This window comes from Mesorhizobium shangrilense, assembly GCF_028826155.1.
Classification (GTDB): Bacteria; Pseudomonadota; Alphaproteobacteria; order Rhizobiales; family Rhizobiaceae; genus Arvimicrobium; species Arvimicrobium flavum.
In genome coordinates, this window is the sequence record NZ_JAQGPN010000001.1 from 4677622 (window position 1) to 4698987 (window position 21366).

The following is a 21366-nucleotide window of genomic DNA, read 5'->3' on the forward strand; positions in this document are numbered from 1 at the left end:
TCGGGTCTTCTTATCCACGCGCCTTCGAAGAGGGGACCGGACGGCAAGCGGCCGATCCCGCATCGGTGAAAGGTTCACATCTTCGGCAGAAGCACCTTGTCGATCACATGGATGACGCCGTTCGACTGATCGACATCGGCGATGGTGACGGTGGCCACGCTGCCGTTCTCGTCCGTGATCGTGATCTTGTCGCCGTCGTGCTTGGCCGTGAACGTGCAGCCGCCCACCGTCTTTACCGGGTGCTCGCCTTCGTCGTCGGCGATCATCTTGTTGATGTCGTTAGCAAAGGCTTCCGCACCGACGACGTGGCAGGTCAGGATCCTGGTCAGCTGATCCTTGTTCTCGGGTTTCAGCAGCGTCTCGACCGTGCCTGCCGGCAGGGCGTCGAAGGCTGCATTGGTGGGCGCGAAGACCGTGAACGGGCCGGGGCCCTGCAGCGTCTCGACCAGTCCGGCAGCCTTCACCGCCGCGACCAGCGTGGTGTGGTCCTTCGAATTGACCGCATTCTCGACGATGTTCTTGTCGGCGAACATGGGCGCGCCGCCGACCATCGGATTCTCGGCATAGGCAGACGTCGCGAGGGCGGACAGGGCAGCGGCCGCGATCAGGGCCGGTGAGAAGAGCTTCTTCATTTCCAGTTACTCCCTTGGGCGATGTTCCCCTCTGGCGGAACGAAAGGAGTTACGGAGCAGGCGATTCGGAGTTTCACCCAGCGCGTAAATTACACAATGAATTCCTTGGGTTAATAATATCGCGGCCCGACGCAGTTGCCCGGTTCGATAATACGGATCGGGGTCAGCGAAAGTTTCAGATCGACTTGAGATCGCCGGCCGCGACGACCGGACCCGTGGGCTGACCTGTCGGCGAGCCGCCCGCTGGCTCGAGGCTGATCGCAAGGACGGCGCCGGCGGCGAGCTTTGCCCTGACCTGCGGCGAGATGGTGATGTGGATGGTCTCGCCCGCCGGGAGCACGCCCATCGACATGGGCGCGTTGTCGCCTTCGATCATCCAGAGTTCAAAGTCGCGGTCCGCCGCCTTGGCGCCCGAAACATGCGCCAGCGAAACCTGCCCCTCGTCCTCGTCATAGACGGCGAGGTATTTGACGTCGCTGGCGTCGGCAGCGAGGGAAGCGACCATGCGCGTCTCGGCTTCCTCAACCCGCGGTCCGAGGAAAGGCAGAGCCAGCGCAACCGCGAAAGCCGCCAGAGAGGCGGCGGCAAGTCCCCGCCACAGTGCGAGGCTGGACCACAGCGACGGACGGGCGGCCTGTGCAGCCACGCCTGGTTCGGCCGATGCGAAGAGGCGCCTGTCTATCGCAGTCTTTGCCGCGACCGGCGGCTCGGCCGGCGCATAGGCGCTCGCGAGAGGCGAAAGGTCGATTTCCCAGCGGTCCACGAGACGCGCAAAGGCGGGATCGGCATCTGCCCGCGCGGCAGCGGCCTGCCGCTCGGCCTGTTCGAGGACGCCCAGGACATACTCGGCGGCGAGAATGTCGTCGCCTCCTGGTTCAGGCGGATTTTCGTCCTGCAGCGTCATCGCTCCAGACACTCTCTCAGTTTCAGCAGGCTGCGGCGCAGCCAGGTCCGCATTGTGTTCAGGGGGACCTTGTGGCGCTCTGCGAGTTCCACATAGCTGTCGCCCCTCAAATAGGCGCCACGGACCGCAGCAGCCTTCTCCTTGTCCAGTTCCTCCAGGCAGTCGTTGATGCGCGCCTGTTCGTCGCCGGCGACGGCCCGCTTCTCGGGGTCGGGCGACGGGTCGGCCACGTCCAAGGCTTCGTCGAGTTCGACGGCAGGCCGGCGGCGTTGCCTGATGCGGTCGATCGCATGATTGCGGGCGACGGCCACCAGCCAGGAGATCGGGCTCAGATCCGAGACCGCAAAGCGGTCGGCCTTGGTCCAGATCTTGACATACACCTCCTGCAGCGCCTCTTCGGCCTCGGACCGATCGTTCAAGACACGCAGGCATACGCCGAAGAGTTTCGCGCTCGTCTGGCGGTAGAGCGCGTCGAAGGCCGTACGGTCCTTCATGGACACGCGGACGATCAGCTTCGTGATGTCCTGCGGCGTCATCGGGTCGCGCCAACCACGGACGGGTTCACCATCGCACGACCTTACGTTGCGGAAGATGCGGTGCATAGCCCGCGAGTGAAGCTGGCTTGCACATGCCCTGCGCGCATCGCCGATTGCCCCGGCGGCGACTTCTTTGTAAGACCGCCGCGGTCCTTCATCGCCCAGGAACGAGAACCATGACGACGGATATCCCCTCCTCCGCCGAAGCCCAGGCCGCACTGCTCTCGCGCGCCTTGCCCTATATGCAGCGCTACGAGAACAAGACGGTCGTGGTGAAGTATGGCGGCCACGCCATGGGCGACACTCAGCTCGGCAAGGCCTTTGCCCGCGACATCGCCTTACTGAAACAGTCCGGCGTCAATCCGATCGTCGTGCACGGCGGCGGCCCGCAGATCGGCGCGATGCTGACCAAGATGGGCATCGAATCGAAGTTCGAGGGCGGCCTTCGCGTGACGGACCAGAAGACCGTCGAGATCGTCGAGATGGTGCTGGCCGGCTCGATCAACAAGGAGATCGTCGCCCTCATCAACGCAGAGGGCGAATGGGCGATCGGCCTGTGCGGCAAGGACGGCAACATGGTCTTCGCCGAGAAGGCCAAGAAGACCATGGTCGACCCGGACTCCAACATCGAGCGCATCCTCGATCTCGGCTTCGTCGGCGAGCCGGTCGAGGTCGACCGCACGTTGCTCGACCTCCTGGCGCGCTCGGAGATGATCCCGGTCATCGCGCCGGTGGCCCCCGGCCGGGACGGCCACACCTACAACATCAACGCCGACACCTTTGCCGGCGCCATCGCCGGTGCACTCAACGCCAAGCGGCTCCTGTTCCTGACCGACGTCCCCGGCGTGCTCGACAAGGAGAAGAACCTCATCGACGAGCTGACGGTCTCGCAGGCGAAAAAGCTGATCAAGGACGGCACCATCTCCGGCGGCATGATCCCCAAGGTCGAGACCTGCATCGAGGCGATCGAGCGCGGCGTCGAGGGCGTCGTCATCCTCAACGGCAAGACGCCGCACTCGGTCCTCCTGGAGCTGTTCACCGAACACGGCGCAGGCACGCTGATCGTGCCCTGACAGTCTGTTCCGCGCGGGTCGATGAGGGAGCGATCCGCGCGGGGCCTCCCTACCTCCTCAAATGCTCCAGCGGCACGTGCGACGGGCCCTTGATGTTGCGCAGCACCAGCTGCGTGTGCACGTCCCGCACGCCGGCGAACCGCATCAGCCGATTCATGACGAAATCGTTGAGGTCGTCCACGCTCGGCACCATCACGTGAAGCAGGAAGTCGTACTCGCCGGTCATCGTCCAGCAGGCGGCCACCTCGTCCATCCGCTCGACGGCGGCGATAAAACGCTCAGGCGAGCCGTCGCTGTGGCTGGCGAGACGCACCTGCACGAACACCTCCACCATCAGCCCAACCGCGCGGCGACCGATCACCGCCCGAAAACCCTTGATGACGCCCGCCTGCTGCAGGCTGTCAAAGCGGCGTGCGCAGGGCGTGGTCGAGAGGCCGATCTCCTGCGCAAGCTCCGACACCGGCTTGCGCCCATCGCGCTGCAGGATGTCCATCATCCTGACCTCGAACTCGTCGAACTGAGGCATATTCGCTCCTCCAGACTGCATTTCGAGCGATCATAACTCAGATTCAGGCAACACCGAGCCAAACAAAGCAAGAATCACTCGCGCCCTTGTCCTAACCTTCCCGCAATGGCGCAATGCGCCGCCCGGAGGAACGACAATGAGCATCAGCGTCGCCGACTACGCCCGGGAATGTGCGGCACAGGGCCTACGTGGGAACTACGACATCTGCCGTCCCGACTTCACCGTGGAGCAGCACTATGATTACACCGACGCCGAGCAGGAGGTCTGGCGCACGCTCTGCGACCGCCAATCGAAGCTGACCGCGCGTCTGGCGCACCGCTCCTATCTCGACGGCATTGACCGCCTCGGGCTCATGGAGCGCATCCCCGACTTCGACGAGGTCAGCGCTCGGCTGAGGAAGCTGACCGCCTGGGAGCTGGTTCCGGTCCCCGGGCTCATTCCAGGCGACGCCTTCTTCGTCCACCTCGCCAACCGCCGCTTTCCGGTGACCAACTGGCTGCGCAAGCCGCAGGAACTCGACTACATCGTGGAGCCAGACATGTTCCACGACTTCTTCGGCCACGTGCCGGCGCTGGCCCAGCCCGAATTTGCCGACTTCATGCAGACCTACGGCAAGCGCGCGCCGGCGGTCCACGACGCCGGCGGCGCCGACATGTTCTCGCGGCTCTACTGGTACACCGCCGAGTACGGCCTGATGGGCGAGGACGGCCCGGTAAAGGCGTTCGGGGCCGGCCTGATGTCGTCGTTCACCGAGCTGCAGTTTGCGGTTGAGAGCCCTGATGCGCACCAGGTGCCGTTCGATATCGAGACCGTGATGCGGACGGTTTACGAGATCGACAAGTTCCAGCGCGCCTACTTTGTGTTGCCGTCGTTTGGCGAACTCAAGGATGCGCTCGGGAACGCGGATCTGGAGACGATCGTCAAGCGTTGGAAGGACAAGCCGCCGCTCGATCCCGCTGTCATCTGACGGCGGCGTACGCGCGTCAGCCGACGACCAAAAGCACCAGGATGCCGCCGACGATCAGCAGGCAGCCGAGGATCTCGAGCGCGTTCACCTTTTCGCGGAAGACGAAAACCGACGACGCGAAGGTGAACAGCATCTCGATCTGGGCGAGCGACTTGACGATCGCGGCGTGCTGCAGCGTCATCGCCATGAACCAGCCGAAGGAGGCCGAGGCGCCGACCAGCCCGACGATGAGCGACGGCCGCCAGGCATCCGCAATGCGGCCGAGCTCCGCGCGGTCGCGCGCCAGCATCCACGCCATCATCACCAGCGTCTGGAGCACGATGACGACGGCCAGCGTCACGGCGGCCTGCATCATGAAGTTGGGGCCGCCCAGCGCCAGCGACGCGGCCCGGTAGGCAACGGCGGAAACGCCGAACAGCGTGCCGGAGGCAAGTCCGATGAGGGCGGTGCGGCTGCCCACCGAGGTGATCAGGCTCTTCCAGCTCAGCGCCGTCTGCGCCACCGAGATCAGCATGACGCCCACCACGCTGATCGCGATGGCCGAGATCACGCCGAAGGTCACCGTCTCGCCGAGGAACAAGAGACCGAACACAGCCGCCTGCGCGGGCTCGGTGCGAGAATAGGCGGTGCCGACAGTGAAATTGCGGAAGGAGAAGAGATAGACCAGCAGGAAGGTTGCAGCGATCTGCCCAAGGCCGCCGAGGACGGCCCATGCCAGGAACGCGCCGTTCAGCCGCGGCAGCTCGTAGCCGACGCCCCAGTGCAGCACGGCGACGAAGGCCAATGCGAAGGGAAAACCGAAGCCGAAGCGGACGAAGGTCGCCCCCGTCGTGCCCATGCGGCCCTTGAGATGCTTCTGCATCGCCGAGCGAACGTTCTGCAGGAACGCCGCGGCGATGGTGATCGGGATCCAGAGTTCCATTCCCCTCCCCCGGCCGCTTTACAGGAGCCCGATTTCCTGCGCGGCGGCCTGGAGGCTCTGCCGGGGGCGCGGCCCGATCTGCTGGATCACCAGCCCCGCGGCGAGCGATCCGAGCTTGCCGCAATCCGCCAGCGACCGCCCCGTGGTGTAGCCGAACAGGAAGCCGGCCGCGTAGAGGTCGCCTGCCCCCGTGGTGTCGACAAGGCGGTCGATCTCGATCGCTTCCACCTGGATCGTCTCGTCGCCGCGCACGATGACCGATCCGCGCTCCGACCGCGTCACCGCGGCCAGCCGGCAATCCTTGCGGATCAAGTCCAGGCCCTTTTCGAACGAGGACGTCTGATAGAGCGACTTCAGCTCGCTCTCGTTGGCGAATACGATGTCCACCGTGCCCGACCGCATCAGGTCCAGGAACTCGTCGCGGTACCGGTCGACGCAAAAGGAGTCCGAGAGCGTCATCGACACTTCGCGGCCGGCGGCATGGGCGTGCTCGGCGGTCAGACGGATCGCTTCCTTAGCCCGCGGCGGATCCCACAGATAGCCTTCGAAATAGGTGACCTTGGCTCCGGCCGCCTTGCCGGCCTCGACATCCTCTGGGCCAAGCTCGATACAGGCGCCGAGATAGGTGTTCATCGAGCGCTCGCCGTCCGGCGTCACGAAGATCATCGAGCGTGCGGTGGGCGGCGATCCCGCCAGCGGCTTGGTGTCGAACGCCACGCCCTGCGCGGTGATGTCGTGGCGGTAGATCCCGCCCAGATGATCAGACGAGACCTTGCCGAAGAAGGCGGCCCGCCCTCCGAAACTCGCAATGCCCGCCGCCGTGTTGCCGGCGCTCCCGCCCGAAGCCTCGATCGCCGGTCCCATGCGGCTGTAGAGAAGTTCGGCGCGTTCTGCGTCGATGAGGTTCATCGCCCCCTTGATGATGCGGTTCTCGACGAGGAAGGCGTCGTCGCACTGCGCGATGATGTCGACAATGGCGTTGCCGATACACAGCACATCGTATTCGCTCATCAATGAAGGCCTTCCCGCGGTTGGAACCCGGCGTTTCTGGCACGCCGGGCGCGCGCGGGTCTACAGGGTTCCGGCCGATTTGCAACCTTGCAGCGGCGAAACGGCGCGACTATCTGCCCGACATGATACTCGACGCCGCGCTCGCCTCGCTCCGCAAGCTGTTCACGCCAGAGTTCCGCTGGGTCTTCCTGAAGACTCTGGGCCTGACGCTGCTCGCGCTCATTGCGCTCTGGTTCGGCCTGCGGGAAGTATTCGAGTGGCTTGCGCTGCCGTGGCTGGTGGCGTTCTCGCCCGAGGTTCCCGACTGGGCCGCGTGGCTCGGTCCGATTGCCGCCATAGCCGCGGGCATGGTGCTGGCCTTCGGCCTGGCGCTGCTGATCGCCCCGATTAGCGCGCTCGTCGCCGGCCTATTCCTCGACGACATCGCCGAAGTGGTGGAGCGCACCGACTATCCGCAGGATCCGCCGGGCCGCGCCGTTCCCGCGATGCGCGCCCTCGTGCTTTCGCTGAAATTCCTCGGAGTGGTGATCCTCGGCAACCTGATCGCGCTGGCGCTGCTGCTGGTGCCCGGCGTCAACATCGCCGCCTTCTTTCTCGTCAACGGCTACTTGCTCGGGCGCGAATTCTTCGAGTTCGCCGCAATGCGCCACATGAGCGAGGCGGACGCGAAGGCGCTGCGCCAGGACAATGCCGGCACTGTCTTCGTCGCCGGACTGGTCGTCGCGGCCTTCCTCGCCATCCCCTTGCTGAACCTGCTCACGCCGCTCTTCGCCGCGGCGATGATGGTGCATCTCAACAAGGCCGTGTCGGCGCGAGGCGCGCTCGCACCCAGCGTGCGGCGCTAGCCCTTCCAGGCCATGTTCATATAGACGCCTCCCTTGGCGAGTTCGTCGAGCATCTGCCGCAGCCTCCTGGCTCGCGTCTCTTCGCGCTTCGCGCCGATGATCCAGCCCAGATAGTCGTTGCGCTGATAGTCTGGCCGCGCCTCGTAGGCCTCCACCAGGTTCCGTTTGACGAGCGCCGCACGCACGTCTTCCGGCATCGGGTTGAGGTCACGCTTCAGCGCCATGACAAGCCTCCTGTGGCAGGAAACCATCAGCTAGCGGAGCGCGTGCGCGGATCAAGGCCAGCGGCTGGAGATCCGGCGCTTTTGAACCGCGCAGCTAGGACGCTGCGGCTGATTCGAGGGGTTCGAGAGGCACCAGCGGCGCCGGGATCTCGTTTGTCTTCACCGCCGCCTTGCAGATGTCGGCGATCACGCAGAACTGGCATTCGGGCTTGCGAGCCTTGCAGACATAACGCCCGTGCAGGATCAGCCAGTGATGGGCATGGCGCAGGTACTCGTCCGGGATGATGCGGACGAGTTCGGCCTCCACTTCGTCCGGCGTTTTGCCCGGCGCGAGCCCGAGCCGGTTGCCGATGCGAAGGATATGGGTGTCGACCGCCATGGTGGGCTGGCCGAACGCCATGTTGAGGACGACGTTCGCGGTCTTACGGCCCACGCCCGGCAGCTTGACCAGTTCGTCGCGGCTGTCGGGCACCTCGCCGCCATGGTCCCGGATCAGCGCTTCCGACAGGGCGATGACATTCTTGGCCTTGTTCCGCCACAGTCCGATGGTCCGGATGTATTCGCCGAGCCGAGCCTCGCCCAGGGCGACCATTTTTTCAGGCGTATCGGCGATCTTGAACAGGGCGCGCGTCGCCTTGTTGACCCCCACATCCGTCGCCTGCGCCGAGAGCGCGACCGCGACCAGCAGGGTGAAGGCGTTCACATGTTCCAGTTCGCCCTTCGGCTCCGGCCGCTGCACGGAGAAACGCCGAAAGATCTCGTGGACTTCGGCAGGCGTGTAGCGGCTCTTGGGCCGACGCGCCTTCGGGCTTCTCACCGTCCTGGCCGGGGCTGCTACTTTTTGTGACTTGGGCTTCAGCATGCGCTCTCTATAATCAACGGCCATGAGCGAGACAAACACCGCTTACGCCGCCGACGAACCGTTCTTCCGGGCGCTGCTCACGCCGCATCGGTCGCTCGGCCGCACCGGTTTCCTGGTGCTGATGGGCGCGGTCACCTTCTGCTGGATCGTCACCGGCGCCTTCTTCCTCGCCCATGGCGCCTGGCCGGTGTTCGGCTTCTTCGGGCTGGACGTGGTGCTGCTCTACGTGGCGTTCAGGCTGAACTACCGCGCGGCCCGCGCCCGTGAAGAAGTGTCGGTGTCGCGCACGTCGCTCGACATCCGCAAGACGGCCCCTTCCGGCAAGTGGGAAGCGCACCATTTCAACCCGTTCTGGGCGAAGTTCGCCGTCGCGCGCCGCACCGACATCGGCATCACCGCGATGGCAGTGGAAGGCCAGGGCCAGAGCGTGCTGATCGGAAGCTTCCTCAATCCGGACGACCGCGAGAGTTTTGCCAAGGCATTTTCGCAGGCGCTGGCGACAGCCAGACGCTAGACGGGAATCGGGTGGGAAATCGACCTTCGCGGCGCGATATTCGCGTTCAAGGAGTTATCCGCTATGAACGCACACATGCCGATGAAAGCCTCGATCGCCCTCGACACCGACATCACCCCGGACGGGACCGACTATGAGGTCGTGCGCAAGGTCATCGAGAAGATCAGCCTCGACTATCGCGACCAGCCGTCACTAGAAACGCTGGCGGAAGCCGTCGGCGACACCCCGAACGGGCTGCAAAAGCTGTTCACGCGCTGGGCGGGGTTGACGCCCAAGAGCTTTCTGCAGGCCGTGACGCTCGATCACGCCCGCAGATTGCTGGACGAAGGCATGTCGGTGCTCGATGCGACCTACGAGGTCGGTATGTCGGGACCCGGCCGCCTGCACGACCTCTTCGTGACACACGAAGCAATGTCGCCCGGCGACTACAAGTCGCGCGGCGCGGGCCTGACCATCCGGTACGGCTTCCATCTGTCGCCCTTCGGTGTCGCGCTGATCATGGTCACCGACCGCGGGCTCGCCGGCCTGTCTTTCAACGACGCCGGCGACGAGCGCGCCGCCTTCGCCGACATGTCGGGCCGCTGGCCGAACGCCGCCTATGTTGAGGACATGTCGGCAACCGCGCCCTATGCGGCGCGGATCTTCGATCCCGCGAAATGGCGATCCGACCAGCCGCTGCGCGTCGTCATGATCGGCACCGACTTCCAGCTGCGCGTGTGGGAGGCGCTGTTGCGCATCCCGATGGGCAAGGCGTGCACCTATTCGGCCATTGCGCAGAGCATCGGCACGCCGGCCGCCAGTCGTGCGGTGGGCGCTGCGGTCGGCGCAAACCCGCTCTCCTTCGTGGTGCCCTGCCACCGCGCGCTTGGAAAATCCGGGGCGCTGACCGGTTACCACTGGGGCCTGACCCGCAAGCGGGCGATCCTAGGCTGGGAGGCCGGCCAAATCTCCGCCGCCTCCTGATTGCCGCGGGCAACGACGCAGGTTAAGGCTTCCGGAGCATTCCGGAGGCCTTCTTCACGTGATTACCGTCGTCGGTTCCATCAATCTCGATCTCATCGCGGCAATGGATCGCCTTCCCGAGCCCGGTGAAACGGTGCTCGGCAACAATTTTGCTACTGCACCCGGCGGCAAGGGCGCCAACCAGGCGCTGGCTGCCGCGAGAGCCGGTGCAAAGGTCCGCATGGTTGGCGCGGTGGGCCGCGATTCCTTCGCTGGCGAGGCGGTCGAACTCTTGAAGGCCGGCGGCGTCGATCTCGGTCGGGTGGCAGAAATCGAGGGCGCGACCGGGATCGCCGTCATCTTTGTCGGCGGCGACGGCGAGAACGTCATTGCGGTCATCCCCGGCGCCAACGCGACAGTCGATGCAGCCGCCATCAGGAACCTCGAGTTCGCGCCGGGCGAGCACATTCTCCTCCAGCACGAGATCCCGCTCGCGGCGGTGGAAGCCGTACTCGATTCGGGCCGCGCGGCCGGCAGCGTGACTTTGCTCAACACGGCGCCCTTCCGCGCCGACGCCGCTCCCCTCTTGGCAAAGGCGGACTATGCCGTCGCCAACGAGACCGAGTTCGATCTCTTCGCAGACGTCCTGTCGCTCCCGGGCGGCTCGCGGGAGGAGCGCATGCGCGCCTATGCGGCCACGACCGGCCGCGCGATCATCGTCACGCTGGGCGGCGACGGCGTGCTGGCGGCAACCCCGCAGGAATTCCTGAAAGTCGCGGCGATGAAGATCACGCCAGTCGACACCGTCGGCGCCGGCGACACCTTCTGCGGCTATCTCGGCGCCGGGCTGGATTCCGGGCTGCCTTTGGGCGAAGCTCTGCGGCGGGCGGCCGCGGCAGGCTCGCTCGCCTGCCTGAAGCCGGGCGCACAGCCGGCCATTCCGCTGTCCGCCGAAGTGGATGCCGCACTGACCTAGCGGTAGGGGAGACACGCATGACGGAACGGCCTCGGACGAAGCATGACATCCCTGAGGCCAGCGAGCTCTGTCGCCTGTCCGCAAGGGAACTGGCGGCGCGGATCGCAAGGCGGACGCTATCCGTCCGCGAGGTCGTAACCGCGTTCCTCAACCGCATCGAGGCGGTCAACTCCAAAGTCAACGCCATCGTGTCGCTGCGCGAACGCGGCGACATCCTGCGCGAAGCCGATGAGAAGGACGCGTATCTTGCCGCCGGAGGCAAGGCCGGGCCGCTGTTTGGCCTGCCCATCGCGATCAAGGATCTCGCCGAGACGAAGGGGCTCCGCACCACCTGGGGCTCGCCCATCTTCAAGGATTTCGTGCCCGACCGGGACGCCATCCACGTCGAGCGCATCCGCGCCGCGGGCGCCGTCATCATCGGCAAGACCAACGTTCCCGAATTTGGCCTCGGCTCGCAGACCTACAACAACGTCTTCGGGCCGACGCTCAACGCCTTCGACCCGGAATTGTCGGCCGGCGGTTCGAGCGGCGGCGCGGCCGTGGCGCTGGCGCTCGACATGTTGCCGATCGCGGACGGCAGCGACTATGGCGGCTCGCTGCGCAATCCGGCCGCCTTCAACAACGTCTACGGGCTCCGCCCCTCCCAGGGTCGCGTCCCGGGATCTCCTGACAAGGATCTTTTCTTCGCCCAGATCGGCGTGGACGGCCCGATGGGCCGCGACGTACGCGACCTCGCCATGCTGCTGGACGTGCAGGCCGGTTACGACCCGCGCTCTCCGCTGTCGCTCGCGACCGATGGCAGCTTCCTCGCCGGCCTCGACCGGCCGGCATCCCCCGCCCGCATCGGCTGGCTCGGCGATCTCGGCGGGCACCTGCCCATGGAGGCGGGCGTGCGCGAGCTGTGCGAAACAGCGGTCAGGCGCTTCGAAGAGGCGGACTGGAAAATCGAGGCGATGGTTCCGGCCTTCGACTTCGAGGCTTTGTGGGCGGCATTCGCCACGTTGCGCCATGCCGCCAGCGGATGCGGCCTGAAACCGCTCTACGACGATCCGCACCGGCGCGCGCTGCTAAAGCCAGAAGGACTGTTCGAGGTCGAGGGCAGCCTGAACCTGACGGCCCCCGACATCCATGCGGCCACCATCGTGCGCTCGGACTGGTACCGGGCGGTTCTCGCGCTTTTCGATCGGTTCGACCTTCTGGCCCTGCCCAGTGCGGCCGTGTTCCCCTTCGCCGTGACGACCCATTGGCCGAGCGAGATCGCCGGACGCAGGATGAGCAGCTACCACCGTTGGCTCGAGGTCGCATCCTACGCCTCGATGGCGGGCTGCCCCGCGGTCAACGTGCCGGCCGGCTTCGATGCCGCCGGCCGGCCTATGGGCCTGCAGCTTATCGGACGGCCGCGGGGTGATCTGGCCGTCTTGCGCGCAGCCGCACTCTATGAAAGCCTGCTTGACTGGCCGGCAGGCGCATCGCACTAGCCGGCGAGCCGGGAGGCCCTGATGTCCGTCGAGCTCTACGCCGCCTATCTTCTCGCCTGCATCGTGATCGTGCTGGTGCCCGGGCCGACTGTCACGCTGATCATCGCCAATTCTATCCGCCACGGCACAAGAGCCGGACTTGCCAACGTCGCCGGCACGCAGGCGGGACTTGCAATCATGATCGCCATCGTCGGCGTCGGCCTGACCTCGCTGATCGCGGGCATGGGGCACTGGTTCGAATGGATCCGCCTTCTGGGCGCCGCCTACCTCATCTGGCTGGGGATCCAGATGCTGCGGTCGAAGGAAGCCCTCGACGGCGACGGAAACGCCCGGAAGCCGAGCGGCGGCTTCTTCGTACAAGGCCTCGCCGTCGCCCTGAGCAATCCGAAGACGCTGGTCTTCTTCGGCGCCTTCTTTCCGCAATTCATCGACCCGGCCGGCAGCTACGCGCTGCAGCTCTGGGTCATGGGCCTCACGGCGATGGTGGTCGCGGCCGTCAGCGACAGCGCCTACGCGCTCGCCGCCGGGCGCGCCGGCCGCCTGCTGTCGGCCGGCCGCATCAGGCTGCTCTCGCGCATCAGCGGAAGCTTCCTGGTGGGCGGAGGCATCTGGCTCGCGCTGTCGCGGGCCAAATAGCCCTCTGGCGTCAGTTCAGCCGGCCCAGCCGTTCAGTGAGCAGGGCGAAAAAGCCGGCAGCGTCGACGTCGCGCATCACCGTGGCGTTCTTCTGGCGGTCGGTCACGCCCCACCAGTCGACGACCGTCATGCCCATCGTCAGTTCCGAGGCGGTCTCCACCTCGACATTGCACTCCCTGCCCTTGAACAGTTCGGGCTTCAGCAGGTAGGCGATGACGCAGGGATCATGCAGCGGTCCGCCATCGGTACCGTACTTTTCCTCGTCGAAACGCTCGAAGAACTCCAGCAATTCCGCGGCCGCGATGCCCGCGCGCGTCCCCAGCCCGCGCAGGGCGGCCAGGCGAGAGGACGTGGTCAGCGCCTTGTGGGTCACGTCAAGCGGCATGATCACGACCTTGATGCCGGATTTCAGCACCACATCGCAAGCGTGCGGATCCACATAGATGTTGAACTCCGCCGCAGGCGTGATGTTGCCTCCCTCGAAGAAGCCGCCGCCCATCAGCACGATCTGCTTGATTCGCGCCGCAATCCTCGGCTCGCGGTTGAGCGCCAGCGCGATGTTGGTCAGCGGGCCGAGCGGGCAGAGCGTCACAGTGCCGCTTTCCTCCCGCATCAGCGTCTCGACGATGAAATCGACTGCGTGCTGTTTCTGCAGCGGCATCGTCGGCTCAGGCAGGTCCGGCCCGTCGAGCCCCGTCTTGCCGTGGACATGTTCGGCAGTGACGAGCTTGCGCACCAGGGGGCGGCTGGCGCCCGCGAAAACCCTGATGTCGGAGCGTCCCGCCAGCTCGCAGATCTTGCGCGCATTCTTTTCGGTCAGTTCGAGCGGCACGTTTCCGGCAACCGCAGTGACGCCGAGAATGTCGAGTTCCGGGCTGCCCAACGCCAGCAGAATGGCCAGGGCGTCGTCCTGGCCGGGGTCGGTGTCGATGATGATCTTATGGCTGGCAGGCATTCGGCTTCCTCATTTGGCAGGCGGCATCTGCAGTCTTGAACTTGCCGCGGCGGCGGACCATATCAGCAACACGGGAATGGATGCCATCCGGGTCCCTTTCCTTTCGGTCGCTCTTTGAGGACACTGGAATGAGCCGCATGACGCCCTTTTCGAGCCCGCTTCTGCTCGGGTTCGATACGATGGAAAAGACGTTGGAACGTCTTGCCAAGTCCGGCGATTCCTACCCTCCTTACAACATCGAGCGCGTCCGCTGTGGCGACGGCCAGGGCGACAAGCTGCGCATCACGCTGGCGGTGGCCGGGTTTGCCGAGGAGAACCTCGAAGTTACGACCGAAGAGAACCAGCTGATGGTTCGTGGCCGGCAGACCGAGGAGGGCGATCGCGAATACCTCCATCGTGGCATCGCGGCGCGCCAGTTCCAGAGGACCTTCGTCCTTGCGGACGGAATGCTGGTCAGGGGGTGCGAATTGAAGAACGGGCTGCTGTCGATCGATCTCGAACGCCCCGAGCCGCAAAGGCTGGTACGGAAAATAAACATTTCGGTGAAAGACTGATGTCGACCGCACCGGAACCAAGAGCTCTGTCGCGGGTTGGTTCGATTGGACGCCCCGCACATAGGAGGCTGAGATGACTGAGAACCAGACCAGAAACGTATCCCAGGCCCAGCTTGCCCATATCGGCGAGGGCGCCGTCGCCTATGTCCGCGAAATGGTCAGCGACGATCTCAAGTCCAAATTCCCTGGCCTGCCCGAGATCGCGCCGGGCACCAAGCTGTGGGCTGTCTTCGCCGCCAATGGCCAACCCATCCTCTTGTCCGACAAGCGCGACACCGCGCTGGCGGGGGCCTTCCAGAACGATCTGACGCCCGTCGCCGTGCACTGAAGCGGCGCGCTTGCGCACCACAGGGCGGTCGCTCGACCGCCCTCCCTCCCATCGTCAATGATATGACTAGGCTGCGTGCGACGCAGGCGTGTGCGCCAGCAGCGCATGGATTGCGGCGGCATCCTTCGTGCCGCGGACCTTCGCCACGGTGTCAGCGTCGCGCAGGACCCGGGCAATGCGCGACAGCGCCTTGAGGTGATCGGCGCCAGCGCCCTCCGGCGCCAGCAGCAGGAACACGAGATCGACGGGCTGGTCGTCCAGCGCCTCGAAATCGACGGATGAATCCAGGCGCGCAAATACGCCTGTGATGCGCTTCACGCCGGCCAGCTTGCCGTGCGGAATGGCGATGCCGTTGCCTACTCCGGTCGAGCCGAGGCGCTCGCGCTGCAGAATCGTGTCGAAAATCTCACGTTCCGGCAGCCCGGTCACAGCCGCGGCCTTTTCCGACAGGAGTTGCAGGAGTTGTTTCTTCGAGTTCGCCCGCAACGTCGGCATGATTGCCGGAACGTCGATCAGATCGCTCAGATCCATCACCAAAATCCTTGTGCTCCGCCCATCGCTGCCCGGCTCCCCCGCCCAGCAGCGTCGGCGAGGTAACGTTACGCCCGCGCGGTCTTCACCGAAGACGGGTCGATCCAGCCGATATTTCCGTCCGGCCGCCGGTAGACGATGTTGACCTCCTGATTGCCAGCGTTCCGGAACACGAAAACCGGGCTTTCCTTGGTGTCGAGTTCAATGACAGCCGATGCGACCGACATGGTCTTCAGGGCCATGGACGACTCAGCCACGACAACCGGCGCGAAGTCTTCCGCAACCTCGACCTCTTCGTCGGGCAGCGCCGCCATGACGGTGTAGGAGACATTGACCGATTCGTTGTTGCCGCCCACCGGATGGGTCTTCAAACGGCTCTTGTAGCGGCGCATCCTGGATTCGAGGCGGTCCGCGGCGATCTCGAATGCGGCGGTAGGTTCCTGGCTGTCGCCCGTCGCCTGCAGAGCCATGCCCGAATCCAGATGAACCATACAGTCCGCCGAAAAGCGCGAGCCCGACTTGAGGACGGTGACGTGCCCTGAATACCCACCCCCGAAATATTTGTCGACCACTTCGCCGACTCGGCCCTCGATGCGGGTTCGAAAGGAGTCGCCAATCTCCATGTGCTTGCCAGCGATACGTAAGTTCATTTGTTGGTGAACCTTCCCTGCTCGTCAGTCGGATTGGAGTTTATACCCGTGGGCGGTGCGCACAAGGTTTGCGGCGTCCAATGCGCCGTGCTCAGGTCCAAACTTTCTGGTTAGACACAGGTCTTGGGGCGACGTTTCATTGCTCTGAAGACAACCACCCTGCTCATGCGGGCGGGCTTCTAGTGAGTTCCCGGGGGAATGTCAATGAAGGGTTAAGGAGCGCATCGAGCGACGCCGCGGCAGGCTATGCTCTATTGCCCGCCAGCGCACGCTTCTCGCGCCGCCGCTGGACCGAGGATGGTATGTCCATGCCTTCCCGGTATTTGGCGATGGTGCGGCGGGCAACGTCGATGCCGTCCGCCTTCAGCATCTCGACGATGGCATCGTCGGAGAGCACGTTGGAAAGCTGCTCCTCGGCGATCAAACTCCTGATCCGGTGGCGAACCGCCTCCGAGGAGTGCGCCTCCTCACCGGAGACGGACGCGATCGAGGCGCTGAAGAAGTAGCGCAGCTCGAACACGCCACGCGGCGTCAGCATGAACTTGTTGGCTGTGACCCGACTGACGGTCGACTCATGCATGGAAATGGCGTCGGCAACGGCCTTGAGCGTCAAGGGACGCAGATGGCGCACGCCGTGGGTGAGAAAAGCGTCCTGCTGCTTCACGATCTCGCCGGCGACCTTGAGAATCGTGCGCGCCCGCTGGTCCAGGCTGCGTGTCAGCCAGTTGGCGTTCTGCAGGCATTCGGACAGGAAGTCCCGCTCCTGCTGGGACTTGGAGGACGCACTCACCTTTGCGACATACGCATTGTTGACAAGCACCCGCGGCAGCGCGTCCGCGTTGAGCTCCACCGTCCAGGTTCCGTCCGAGGCAGGCCACACCTCCACGTCGGGGACGATCGATTCGGCGCCTCCCCCCTGAAAGGCGAGGCCGGGCCGCGGATCGAGGGCCCGCACCTCGGCCACCATGTCCATGAGATCCTCGTCGTCGACCCCGCAAAGCTTGCGCAGAGCGACGAAATCGCGCTTCGCCAGAAGCCCCAGATTGGCAAGCAGGGTCCGCATGGCCGGGTCCAGCCGATCGAGCGCCGCGAGCTGCAGCGACAGGCACTCGGCCAGGCTCCGCCCGAATATGCCGGCAGGCTCGAACGTCTGGCAGAGCGCCAGGACATCCGAGACGGCCTCAGTATCCACTCCGAGCCGATGGACGATCTCGGCAGGATCGGCGTGCAGGTAGCCTGCGTCATCGAGTCCGTCTGCAAGCTCGCGGGCAATGAGCCGCGAGGCAGGATCGGCGATCAGGAAGGCGATCTGTTCGGCGACGTGGTCACCCAGCGTGACCGGCGCCGCAGCCAGATCCTCCATGTCGAAATCGCCCGCGGATTGGGCCAGCGCGCCGGCGCCCGACGATTTCCACTGCGCGTTGAGATCAGGCGCGAGCCGATCGCTGACGCCGGGATCGTCAGGAAAGATGTTCTCGAGCGAGGAATCCATCTGCTCCGACATCGACTGGGCGGTCCAGGCGCCGTCGTCGCGAACCCACATGCTGTCCGCAGCCGCGTCCGCATCGTTCTGCTGGGGTTCTGGGGGAAGCGCTTCCTCCCGCTGGTCGACCCGCTCGAGAAGCGGATTGCGCTCCATCTCCTCGTCGACGAAGCGCTCCAGTTCGACATGGCTCAACTGAAGCAGCCGGATCGATTGCATCAGCTGGGGTGTCATCACCAGCGACTGGGATTGGCGCAGCTGCAGTTTGGTCGCGAGCGCCATATGCGGTCGAGAACTCCGGGATTCACTCGAAGGCAGGCCGCCGTACGGGCTCTCACCCGCCAAGGCCAGTTGAATCAAACTGGCCCGGCTCTTGCTTGTCAAGTAAAGACGATAGGCCAGCTTCGCTTACGAAGCGTTACATCGCCTCCGCCCAGCCCCCCTGCAGGGGCGTCAGAGCGTGAAGCCTTCGCCAAGATAGAGACGCCGCACGTCCGGATTGGCGACAATCTCGGCCGGATTGCCGTGGGTGAGCACCTCGCCGGCATGGATGATGTAGGCACGGTCGATGAGCCCGAGAGTCTCGCGCACATTGTGATCGGTGATGAGCACGCCGATGCCCCGCGCCGTGAGGTGCCGCACAAGCCGCTGGATGTCCGCCACAGCGATCGGATCGATGCCCGCGAAAGGCTCGTCGAGCAGCATGTAGCTTGGACGGGTGGCAAGCGCCCGCGCGATCTCGAGGCGTCGCCGTTCACCGCCGGAGAGCGCGATTGCGGGCGCCTTGCGTAGATGCGCAATGTGAAATTCTTCGAGCAGGGCGTCGAGCGTGGTTTCCCGCTCTGCGCGGTTCTTCTCGACCACCTCCAGGACGGCGCGGATGTTGTTCTCGACGGTCAGGCCGCGGAAGATGGAGGCTTCCTGGGGCAGATAGCCGATGCCGAGGCGCGCGCGCCGGTACATCGGCATGCTCGTCACGTCGAAGCCGTCGATCTCGATCGTGCCCCTGTCGACGGGGACCAGCCCGGTGACCATGTAGAAGCAGGTGGTCTTGCCGGCGCCGTTCGGGCCCAGCAGCCCCACCGCCTCGCCGGCGCGCACGCCCAGCGACACGCCATTCACGACCTGCCGGCCCTTGTAGCTCTTCGTCAGCTCACGCGCGATCAGCGTGCCTTTCAGGCCCTCGCGCATGGCGGACTGGGGCGCGGCCACAGGCTTAACCTGCCGCGGGCTCTTCGAGTCCTGCAGCGCCGGGGAGGGAGCGTCCACCATCAATTTCCTTGGGAGCTTGGCGTAATGAGTACCTGAACGCGGCCCTCGAGCTGCGATTTGCCGGTCTGTGTGTTGACGGTGAGTTTTCTGCCCTTGGCGACGTTTGCGCCTTCCGTCAGCACCACTTCCTTCCCGGTCAGAACCAGGGTGTTGCTGGCGACGTCGAATTGCCCTTCGTCGCCGGTGGCGACCTGCTCCTTGGACCGGAGGTAGACCTTGTCCTTCACCTCGAGGCGCTCGATCTGCTGCGACCCGCTGGTCGGCGAGCCCGCGCCCTTGGCGTAGTAGACGGTCATGAGACCGGCCTTGAGCAGCGTGTCGCCCTGGACGACATTCACGTTGCCGGAGAAGATGGCCATGCTCTCCGCCTCCCGCACCTCGAGCTTGTCGCTTTCGATCTGGATGGGCTGGTCGCCAGCCAGGCGAATTCCGGGACCGGTCGCCTCCTGCGCCACGGCAGAACCTGCTGCCAGCGTCAGCAGTACGAATGCCAGCAGGCTAGTTCCCCGCATGTTGCTCTCCCGTTTTGTCGGCCGCCCCGAGCGCCCCCGGCGAAAGGTTCAGGCGCACGCGCTTTTCGAACACCAAAACCTTCCCATTATCAAGGATGGATAGCGAGTCGGCCGTGATCTTGTTGCCATTCATGGTTATCGCGACCGGGCGCTCGGTCTTCATGGTGCCGTTGTCGATCTCCACGCGGGCGGTGTCGAGTTCGGCCGTCATGCCGTTGCTCGACTTGACGGTGAAGGGGGTCTGGATGTCCAGTACGTTGGCGCGGCTGTTGTAGACGCCGCGCTCCGCGAGGATTGTCGCCGAATCGGTCACGTCGATCGGCACGGTGGCGTCGATGCCGTGCAGCACGATCACATGCTGCTTCGCCGGCTCCTGCAGCGCGCGCTCCGCCGTCAGCGAGTACGGACGATTGTCGCTGGTCACGCCGTTCAACTTGGGATTAGCCATCACCAGCTTCCCGTCCGCATAGGCGACGCTGGCGATGTCGTATGTCAATTGCGGCACCCGCGACAAGAAGGTGTAGCCGGCGAATACAAGCGTGATCCCCAGGCCGAGAATGGGCAGCAGCCACTTAAGCACACGCACCTTGGACGAGTAGGAGCGGGCGCGCGCGAAATCGGTTTCAAGGGAACGCACGCTCTGGGACGCACGTGCGGCAATAAGCTCGTCTTCTTTGGTGATGGTCGTTGCCGCTGACATCAAAGATATCCAATGGTCATTTATCGAGTTTGCACCGCAGCAGCGGCACGGAAGGGGGTATCCAGCGGACTTTCCGCCGCCCTCAGATATCTGGTGTTCCCAAGTGGCATATGGTCCCGCCTGACGCACGTGCGCCCCAATCGCGGGCCGCCCGTCAATCACACGAGCGATGTCAGATCAATATGGTCATTTTTCGATAAGATGCCAGCCCCCGGGAGAGCGCATCCCTGTTGTGAGTAGCCCCCGCCTCCCGCATCGAGTACAACCGTCCGTCTCATATTGCGTCACGAGGACAAAATGGCCACGCGAGCTGACGACCTGATCGAGCGCCACCGGCTTCGGCGCAAGCTGACGTTCTGGCGCGTCGCGGCCCTCGCCGTGGCCGGCTTCGGCATCGCCGCCGCGGCCTACGCCCTGGGCGACGACGGCTTTCGCGGACGAGCCGTCGATCACATCGCCAAGATCAAGATCGAGGGCACCATCACCGAGGACGAGAAACTGATCGAGCGCCTCGAGGACATCCGCAAGGCGAACCACGTCAAGGGCGTCATCCTGTCGATCGACTCGCCCGGCGGCACCACCGTCGGCGGCGAGGCGATCTACGAGCAGGTGCGCAAGCTGGCGCGCGACAAACCGGTCGCCGCGCAGGTCGGCACGCTGGCGGCATCGGCAGGCTACATGATCGCCACGGCCACCGACCACATCGTCGCCCGCCAGTCGTCCATCATCGGGTCGATCGGCGTGCTGATCCAGTTTCCGAACTTCACGAACATGATGGAAAAGCTCGGCATCACCCTCGACGAGGTGAAATCCTCGCCTCTGAAGGCAGAGCCATCGCCGTTCAACCCGACGACCGAACCGGAGCGCGCCATGCTGCGCTCGATGATCCTCGACAGCTACGACTGGTTCGTCGGGCTTGTCGAGGAACGGCGCCCATTGTCCCGCGCCGAGGTGACTGCAATCGCCGACGGCTCGGTCTTCACCGGCCGGCAGGCGTTGCAGAGGAAGCTGGTGGATTCGCTCGGGGGCGAAGAGAAGGCGATCGACTGGCTGGGCACAAAGGGCGTCGACACAAAGCTCGAAGTCGTCGAGTGGAAGCCTGAAAAGTCAAGCGGCGGCTTCTTTTTCTCCCAGGCCCTTTCCAATCGGATCGCACAGGCCCTGGGTTTGCCTTCCGGAAGCCTGGACGTCCTTCATGAACTCGGCGCCGAACGGTTGTTTCTTGACGGGCTGTTGTCGGTCTGGCACCCTGAAAGAGCTGCGATCCGCGGCTGAAAATCAAACAAAATCATCCCTATAGTGCAATTGCAGCCAACATGTGGGGAACGCGCTC

At 64.9% G+C, this 21366-nt stretch carries 26 protein-coding genes; 11 read left to right on the forward strand and 15 right to left on the reverse strand.

Annotated elements, in window-relative coordinates; translation table 11 throughout:
- Window positions 1-74 precede the first annotated feature (74 nt).
- The 3 genes from PD284_RS22565 to PD284_RS22575 form a co-directional block, all read right to left on the reverse strand.
- Window positions 75-632: a fasciclin domain-containing protein gene (locus tag PD284_RS22565; RefSeq protein WP_274630355.1), complete on the reverse strand. Its 558-nt coding sequence runs from the start codon at window positions 630-632 to the stop codon at window positions 75-77.
- 175 nt (window positions 633-807) lie between these two features.
- Entirely contained in the window at window positions 808-1536 is a 729-nt protein-coding gene (locus PD284_RS22570) for an anti-sigma factor (protein ID WP_274630356.1), read from the reverse strand.
- The gene (locus PD284_RS22575) at window positions 1533-2072 is read right to left on the reverse strand and encodes a sigma-70 family RNA polymerase sigma factor (protein ID WP_274630357.1); all 540 of its coding nucleotides are present in this window, start codon (window positions 2070-2072) and stop codon (window positions 1533-1535) included. Before PD284_RS22575 ends, PD284_RS22570 begins: the two co-directional genes overlap by 4 nt.
- A gap of 176 nt (window positions 2073-2248) precedes the next feature.
- Between PD284_RS22575 and argB the strand changes: the two genes are divergently transcribed.
- Window positions 2249-3145 carry an acetylglutamate kinase gene (gene argB / locus PD284_RS22580; RefSeq protein WP_274630358.1) on the forward strand — a complete coding sequence of 299 codons (897 nt, stop codon included), beginning with the start codon at window positions 2249-2251 and terminating at the stop codon, window positions 3143-3145.
- A gap of 49 nt (window positions 3146-3194) precedes the next feature.
- Here the strand turns inward: argB and PD284_RS22585 are convergent, their stop codons facing one another.
- Window positions 3195-3671, reverse strand: coding sequence for an Lrp/AsnC family transcriptional regulator (locus PD284_RS22585; RefSeq protein ID WP_274630359.1), 477 nt, complete (start codon window positions 3669-3671; stop codon window positions 3195-3197).
- Window positions 3672-3807: 136 nt separating this feature from the next.
- Here PD284_RS22585 and phhA point away from each other — a divergent pair, with 136 nt between their 5' ends.
- Complete coding sequence (phhA, locus tag PD284_RS22590) at window positions 3808-4638, forward strand: phenylalanine 4-monooxygenase (RefSeq protein WP_274630360.1); 831 nt, start codon at window positions 3808-3810, stop codon at window positions 4636-4638.
- Window positions 4639-4654: 16 nt separating this feature from the next.
- Here phhA and PD284_RS22595 read toward each other — a convergent pair whose 3' ends face one another.
- Window positions 4655-5560: a DMT family transporter gene (locus PD284_RS22595; RefSeq protein ID WP_274630361.1), complete on the reverse strand. Its 906-nt coding sequence runs from the start codon at window positions 5558-5560 to the stop codon at window positions 4655-4657.
- A gap of 18 nt (window positions 5561-5578) precedes the next feature.
- The gene (locus PD284_RS22600) at window positions 5579-6571 is read right to left on the reverse strand and encodes an adenosine kinase (RefSeq protein ID WP_274630362.1); all 993 of its coding nucleotides are present in this window, start codon (window positions 6569-6571) and stop codon (window positions 5579-5581) included.
- A gap of 122 nt (window positions 6572-6693) precedes the next feature.
- On the opposite strand from PD284_RS22600, the gene PD284_RS22605 reads away from it, so the two are divergent.
- Window positions 6694-7416, forward strand: a complete 723-nt coding sequence (locus PD284_RS22605) for a sulfate transporter family protein (protein ID WP_274630363.1) — start codon at window positions 6694-6696, stop codon at window positions 7414-7416.
- On the opposite strand, the gene PD284_RS22610 is transcribed toward PD284_RS22605, so the two are convergent.
- Both PD284_RS22610 and nth read right to left on the reverse strand, forming a co-directional pair.
- Window positions 7413-7640, reverse strand: a complete 228-nt coding sequence (locus PD284_RS22610; RefSeq protein WP_274630364.1) for a YdeI/OmpD-associated family protein — start codon at window positions 7638-7640, stop codon at window positions 7413-7415. The two genes, PD284_RS22605 and PD284_RS22610, sit on opposite strands and share 4 nt — an antisense overlap.
- Window positions 7641-7734: 94 nt before the next feature.
- On the reverse strand, window positions 7735-8502 hold the full coding sequence (nth, locus tag PD284_RS22615) for an endonuclease III (protein ID WP_274630365.1): 768 nt from the start codon (window positions 8500-8502) through the stop codon (window positions 7735-7737).
- Between the two features lie 22 nt (window positions 8503-8524).
- Between nth and PD284_RS22620 the strand changes: the two genes are divergently transcribed.
- From PD284_RS22620 to PD284_RS22640, 5 genes are all read left to right on the forward strand, one after another.
- Entirely contained in the window at window positions 8525-9016 is a 492-nt protein-coding gene (locus PD284_RS22620; protein WP_274630366.1) for a DUF2244 domain-containing protein, read from the forward strand.
- Window positions 9017-9079: 63 nt separating this feature from the next.
- Window positions 9080-9979 carry a bifunctional helix-turn-helix domain-containing protein/methylated-DNA--[protein]-cysteine S-methyltransferase gene (locus PD284_RS22625; protein WP_274630367.1) on the forward strand — a complete coding sequence of 300 codons (900 nt, stop codon included), beginning with the start codon at window positions 9080-9082 and terminating at the stop codon, window positions 9977-9979.
- A gap of 58 nt (window positions 9980-10037) precedes the next feature.
- On the forward strand, window positions 10038-10934 hold the full coding sequence (locus PD284_RS22630) for a ribokinase (RefSeq protein ID WP_274630368.1): 897 nt from the start codon (window positions 10038-10040) through the stop codon (window positions 10932-10934).
- Between the two features lie 17 nt (window positions 10935-10951).
- On the forward strand, window positions 10952-12412 hold the full coding sequence (locus PD284_RS22635; protein ID WP_274630369.1) for an amidase: 1461 nt from the start codon (window positions 10952-10954) through the stop codon (window positions 12410-12412).
- Window positions 12413-12433: 21 nt separating this feature from the next.
- Window positions 12434-13048, forward strand: a complete 615-nt coding sequence (locus tag PD284_RS22640) for a LysE family translocator (protein ID WP_274630370.1) — start codon at window positions 12434-12436, stop codon at window positions 13046-13048.
- 10 nt (window positions 13049-13058) lie between these two features.
- Here PD284_RS22640 and PD284_RS22645 read toward each other — a convergent pair whose 3' ends face one another.
- Window positions 13059-14003 carry a nucleoside hydrolase gene (locus PD284_RS22645; RefSeq protein WP_274630371.1) on the reverse strand — a complete coding sequence of 315 codons (945 nt, stop codon included), beginning with the start codon at window positions 14001-14003 and terminating at the stop codon, window positions 13059-13061.
- A gap of 128 nt (window positions 14004-14131) precedes the next feature.
- Here PD284_RS22645 and PD284_RS22650 point away from each other — a divergent pair, with 128 nt between their 5' ends.
- Entirely contained in the window at window positions 14132-14557 is a 426-nt protein-coding gene (locus tag PD284_RS22650) for an Hsp20 family protein (protein WP_274630372.1), read from the forward strand.
- 73 nt (window positions 14558-14630) lie between these two features.
- Window positions 14631-14885, forward strand: a complete 255-nt coding sequence (locus tag PD284_RS22655; protein WP_274630373.1) for a BQ00720 family protein — start codon at window positions 14631-14633, stop codon at window positions 14883-14885.
- Between the two features lie 66 nt (window positions 14886-14951).
- Here the strand turns inward: PD284_RS22655 and ptsN are convergent, their stop codons facing one another.
- The 6 genes from ptsN to lptC all read right to left on the reverse strand — a co-directional run bounded on the left by ptsN (window position 14952) and on the right by lptC (window position 20033).
- Window positions 14952-15416 (reverse strand): PTS IIA-like nitrogen regulatory protein PtsN, encoded by a 465-nt coding sequence (ptsN, locus tag PD284_RS22660; RefSeq protein WP_274630374.1) that lies wholly within the window; start codon window positions 15414-15416, stop codon window positions 14952-14954.
- 68 nt (window positions 15417-15484) lie between these two features.
- Complete coding sequence (hpf, locus tag PD284_RS22665; protein ID WP_274630375.1) at window positions 15485-16066, reverse strand: ribosome hibernation-promoting factor, HPF/YfiA family; 582 nt, start codon at window positions 16064-16066, stop codon at window positions 15485-15487.
- Between the two features lie 244 nt (window positions 16067-16310).
- Window positions 16311-17831, reverse strand: a complete 1521-nt coding sequence (gene rpoN, locus PD284_RS22670; protein WP_274630376.1) for an RNA polymerase factor sigma-54 — start codon at window positions 17829-17831, stop codon at window positions 16311-16313.
- Between the two features lie 171 nt (window positions 17832-18002).
- Window positions 18003-18740: an LPS export ABC transporter ATP-binding protein gene (gene lptB, locus PD284_RS22675; protein ID WP_411956284.1), complete on the reverse strand. Its 738-nt coding sequence runs from the start codon at window positions 18738-18740 to the stop codon at window positions 18003-18005.
- Window positions 18741-18820: 80 nt separating this feature from the next.
- A complete protein-coding gene (locus tag PD284_RS22680; RefSeq protein WP_274630378.1) occupies window positions 18821-19333 on the reverse strand; it encodes an LptA/OstA family protein in 513 nt (170 codons plus the stop codon).
- Window positions 19320-20033, reverse strand: a complete 714-nt coding sequence (lptC, locus tag PD284_RS22685; protein ID WP_274630379.1) for an LPS export ABC transporter periplasmic protein LptC — start codon at window positions 20031-20033, stop codon at window positions 19320-19322. Before lptC ends, PD284_RS22680 begins: the two co-directional genes overlap by 14 nt.
- Before the next feature lie 297 nt (window positions 20034-20330).
- Here lptC and sppA point away from each other — a divergent pair, with 297 nt between their 5' ends.
- Window positions 20331-21308, forward strand: a complete 978-nt coding sequence (gene sppA / locus PD284_RS22690) for a signal peptide peptidase SppA (protein ID WP_274630380.1) — start codon at window positions 20331-20333, stop codon at window positions 21306-21308.
- Window positions 21309-21366: the final 58 nt, after the last annotated feature.

Bases quoted from the DNA above. Each gene is read 5' to 3' on its own strand.
- PD284_RS22565 (WP_274630355.1), bottom strand. From the start codon at position 632: ATGAAGAAGCTCTTCTCACCGGCCCTGATCGCGGCCGCTGCCCTGTCC.
- PD284_RS22570 (WP_274630356.1), bottom strand. From the start codon at position 1,536: ATGACGCTGCAGGACGAAAATCCGCCTGAACCAGGAGGCGACGACATT.
- PD284_RS22575 (WP_274630357.1), bottom strand. From the start codon at position 2,072: ATGACGCCGCAGGACATCACGAAGCTGATCGTCCGCGTGTCCATGAAG.
- argB (WP_274630358.1), top strand. From the start codon at position 2,249: ATGACGACGGATATCCCCTCCTCCGCCGAAGCCCAGGCCGCACTGCTC.
- PD284_RS22585 (WP_274630359.1), bottom strand. From the start codon at position 3,671: ATGCCTCAGTTCGACGAGTTCGAGGTCAGGATGATGGACATCCTGCAG.
- phhA (WP_274630360.1), top strand. From the start codon at position 3,808: ATGAGCATCAGCGTCGCCGACTACGCCCGGGAATGTGCGGCACAGGGC.
- PD284_RS22595 (WP_274630361.1), bottom strand. From the start codon at position 5,560: ATGGAACTCTGGATCCCGATCACCATCGCCGCGGCGTTCCTGCAGAAC.
- PD284_RS22600 (WP_274630362.1), bottom strand. From the start codon at position 6,571: ATGAGCGAATACGATGTGCTGTGTATCGGCAACGCCATTGTCGACATC.
- PD284_RS22605 (WP_274630363.1), top strand. From the start codon at position 6,694: ATGATACTCGACGCCGCGCTCGCCTCGCTCCGCAAGCTGTTCACGCCA.
- PD284_RS22610 (WP_274630364.1), bottom strand. From the start codon at position 7,640: ATGGCGCTGAAGCGTGACCTCAACCCGATGCCGGAAGACGTGCGTGCG.
- nth (WP_274630365.1), bottom strand. From the start codon at position 8,502: ATGCTGAAGCCCAAGTCACAAAAAGTAGCAGCCCCGGCCAGGACGGTG.
- PD284_RS22620 (WP_274630366.1), top strand. From the start codon at position 8,525: ATGAGCGAGACAAACACCGCTTACGCCGCCGACGAACCGTTCTTCCGG.
- PD284_RS22625 (WP_274630367.1), top strand. From the start codon at position 9,080: ATGAACGCACACATGCCGATGAAAGCCTCGATCGCCCTCGACACCGAC.
- PD284_RS22635 (WP_274630369.1), top strand. From the start codon at position 10,952: ATGACGGAACGGCCTCGGACGAAGCATGACATCCCTGAGGCCAGCGAG.
- PD284_RS22640 (WP_274630370.1), top strand. From the start codon at position 12,434: ATGTCCGTCGAGCTCTACGCCGCCTATCTTCTCGCCTGCATCGTGATC.
- PD284_RS22645 (WP_274630371.1), bottom strand. From the start codon at position 14,003: ATGCCTGCCAGCCATAAGATCATCATCGACACCGACCCCGGCCAGGAC.
- PD284_RS22650 (WP_274630372.1), top strand. From the start codon at position 14,132: ATGAGCCGCATGACGCCCTTTTCGAGCCCGCTTCTGCTCGGGTTCGAT.
- PD284_RS22655 (WP_274630373.1), top strand. From the start codon at position 14,631: ATGACTGAGAACCAGACCAGAAACGTATCCCAGGCCCAGCTTGCCCAT.
- ptsN (WP_274630374.1), bottom strand. From the start codon at position 15,416: ATGGATCTGAGCGATCTGATCGACGTTCCGGCAATCATGCCGACGTTG.
- hpf (WP_274630375.1), bottom strand. From the start codon at position 16,066: ATGAACTTACGTATCGCTGGCAAGCACATGGAGATTGGCGACTCCTTT.
- rpoN (WP_274630376.1), bottom strand. From the start codon at position 17,831: ATGGCGCTCGCGACCAAACTGCAGCTGCGCCAATCCCAGTCGCTGGTG.
- lptB (WP_411956284.1), bottom strand. From the start codon at position 18,740: ATGCGCGAGGGCCTGAAAGGCACGCTGATCGCGCGTGAGCTGACGAAG.
- PD284_RS22680 (WP_274630378.1), bottom strand. From the start codon at position 19,333: ATGCGGGGAACTAGCCTGCTGGCATTCGTACTGCTGACGCTGGCAGCA.
- lptC (WP_274630379.1), bottom strand. From the start codon at position 20,033: ATGTCAGCGGCAACGACCATCACCAAAGAAGACGAGCTTATTGCCGCA.
- sppA (WP_274630380.1), top strand. From the start codon at position 20,331: ATGGCCACGCGAGCTGACGACCTGATCGAGCGCCACCGGCTTCGGCGC.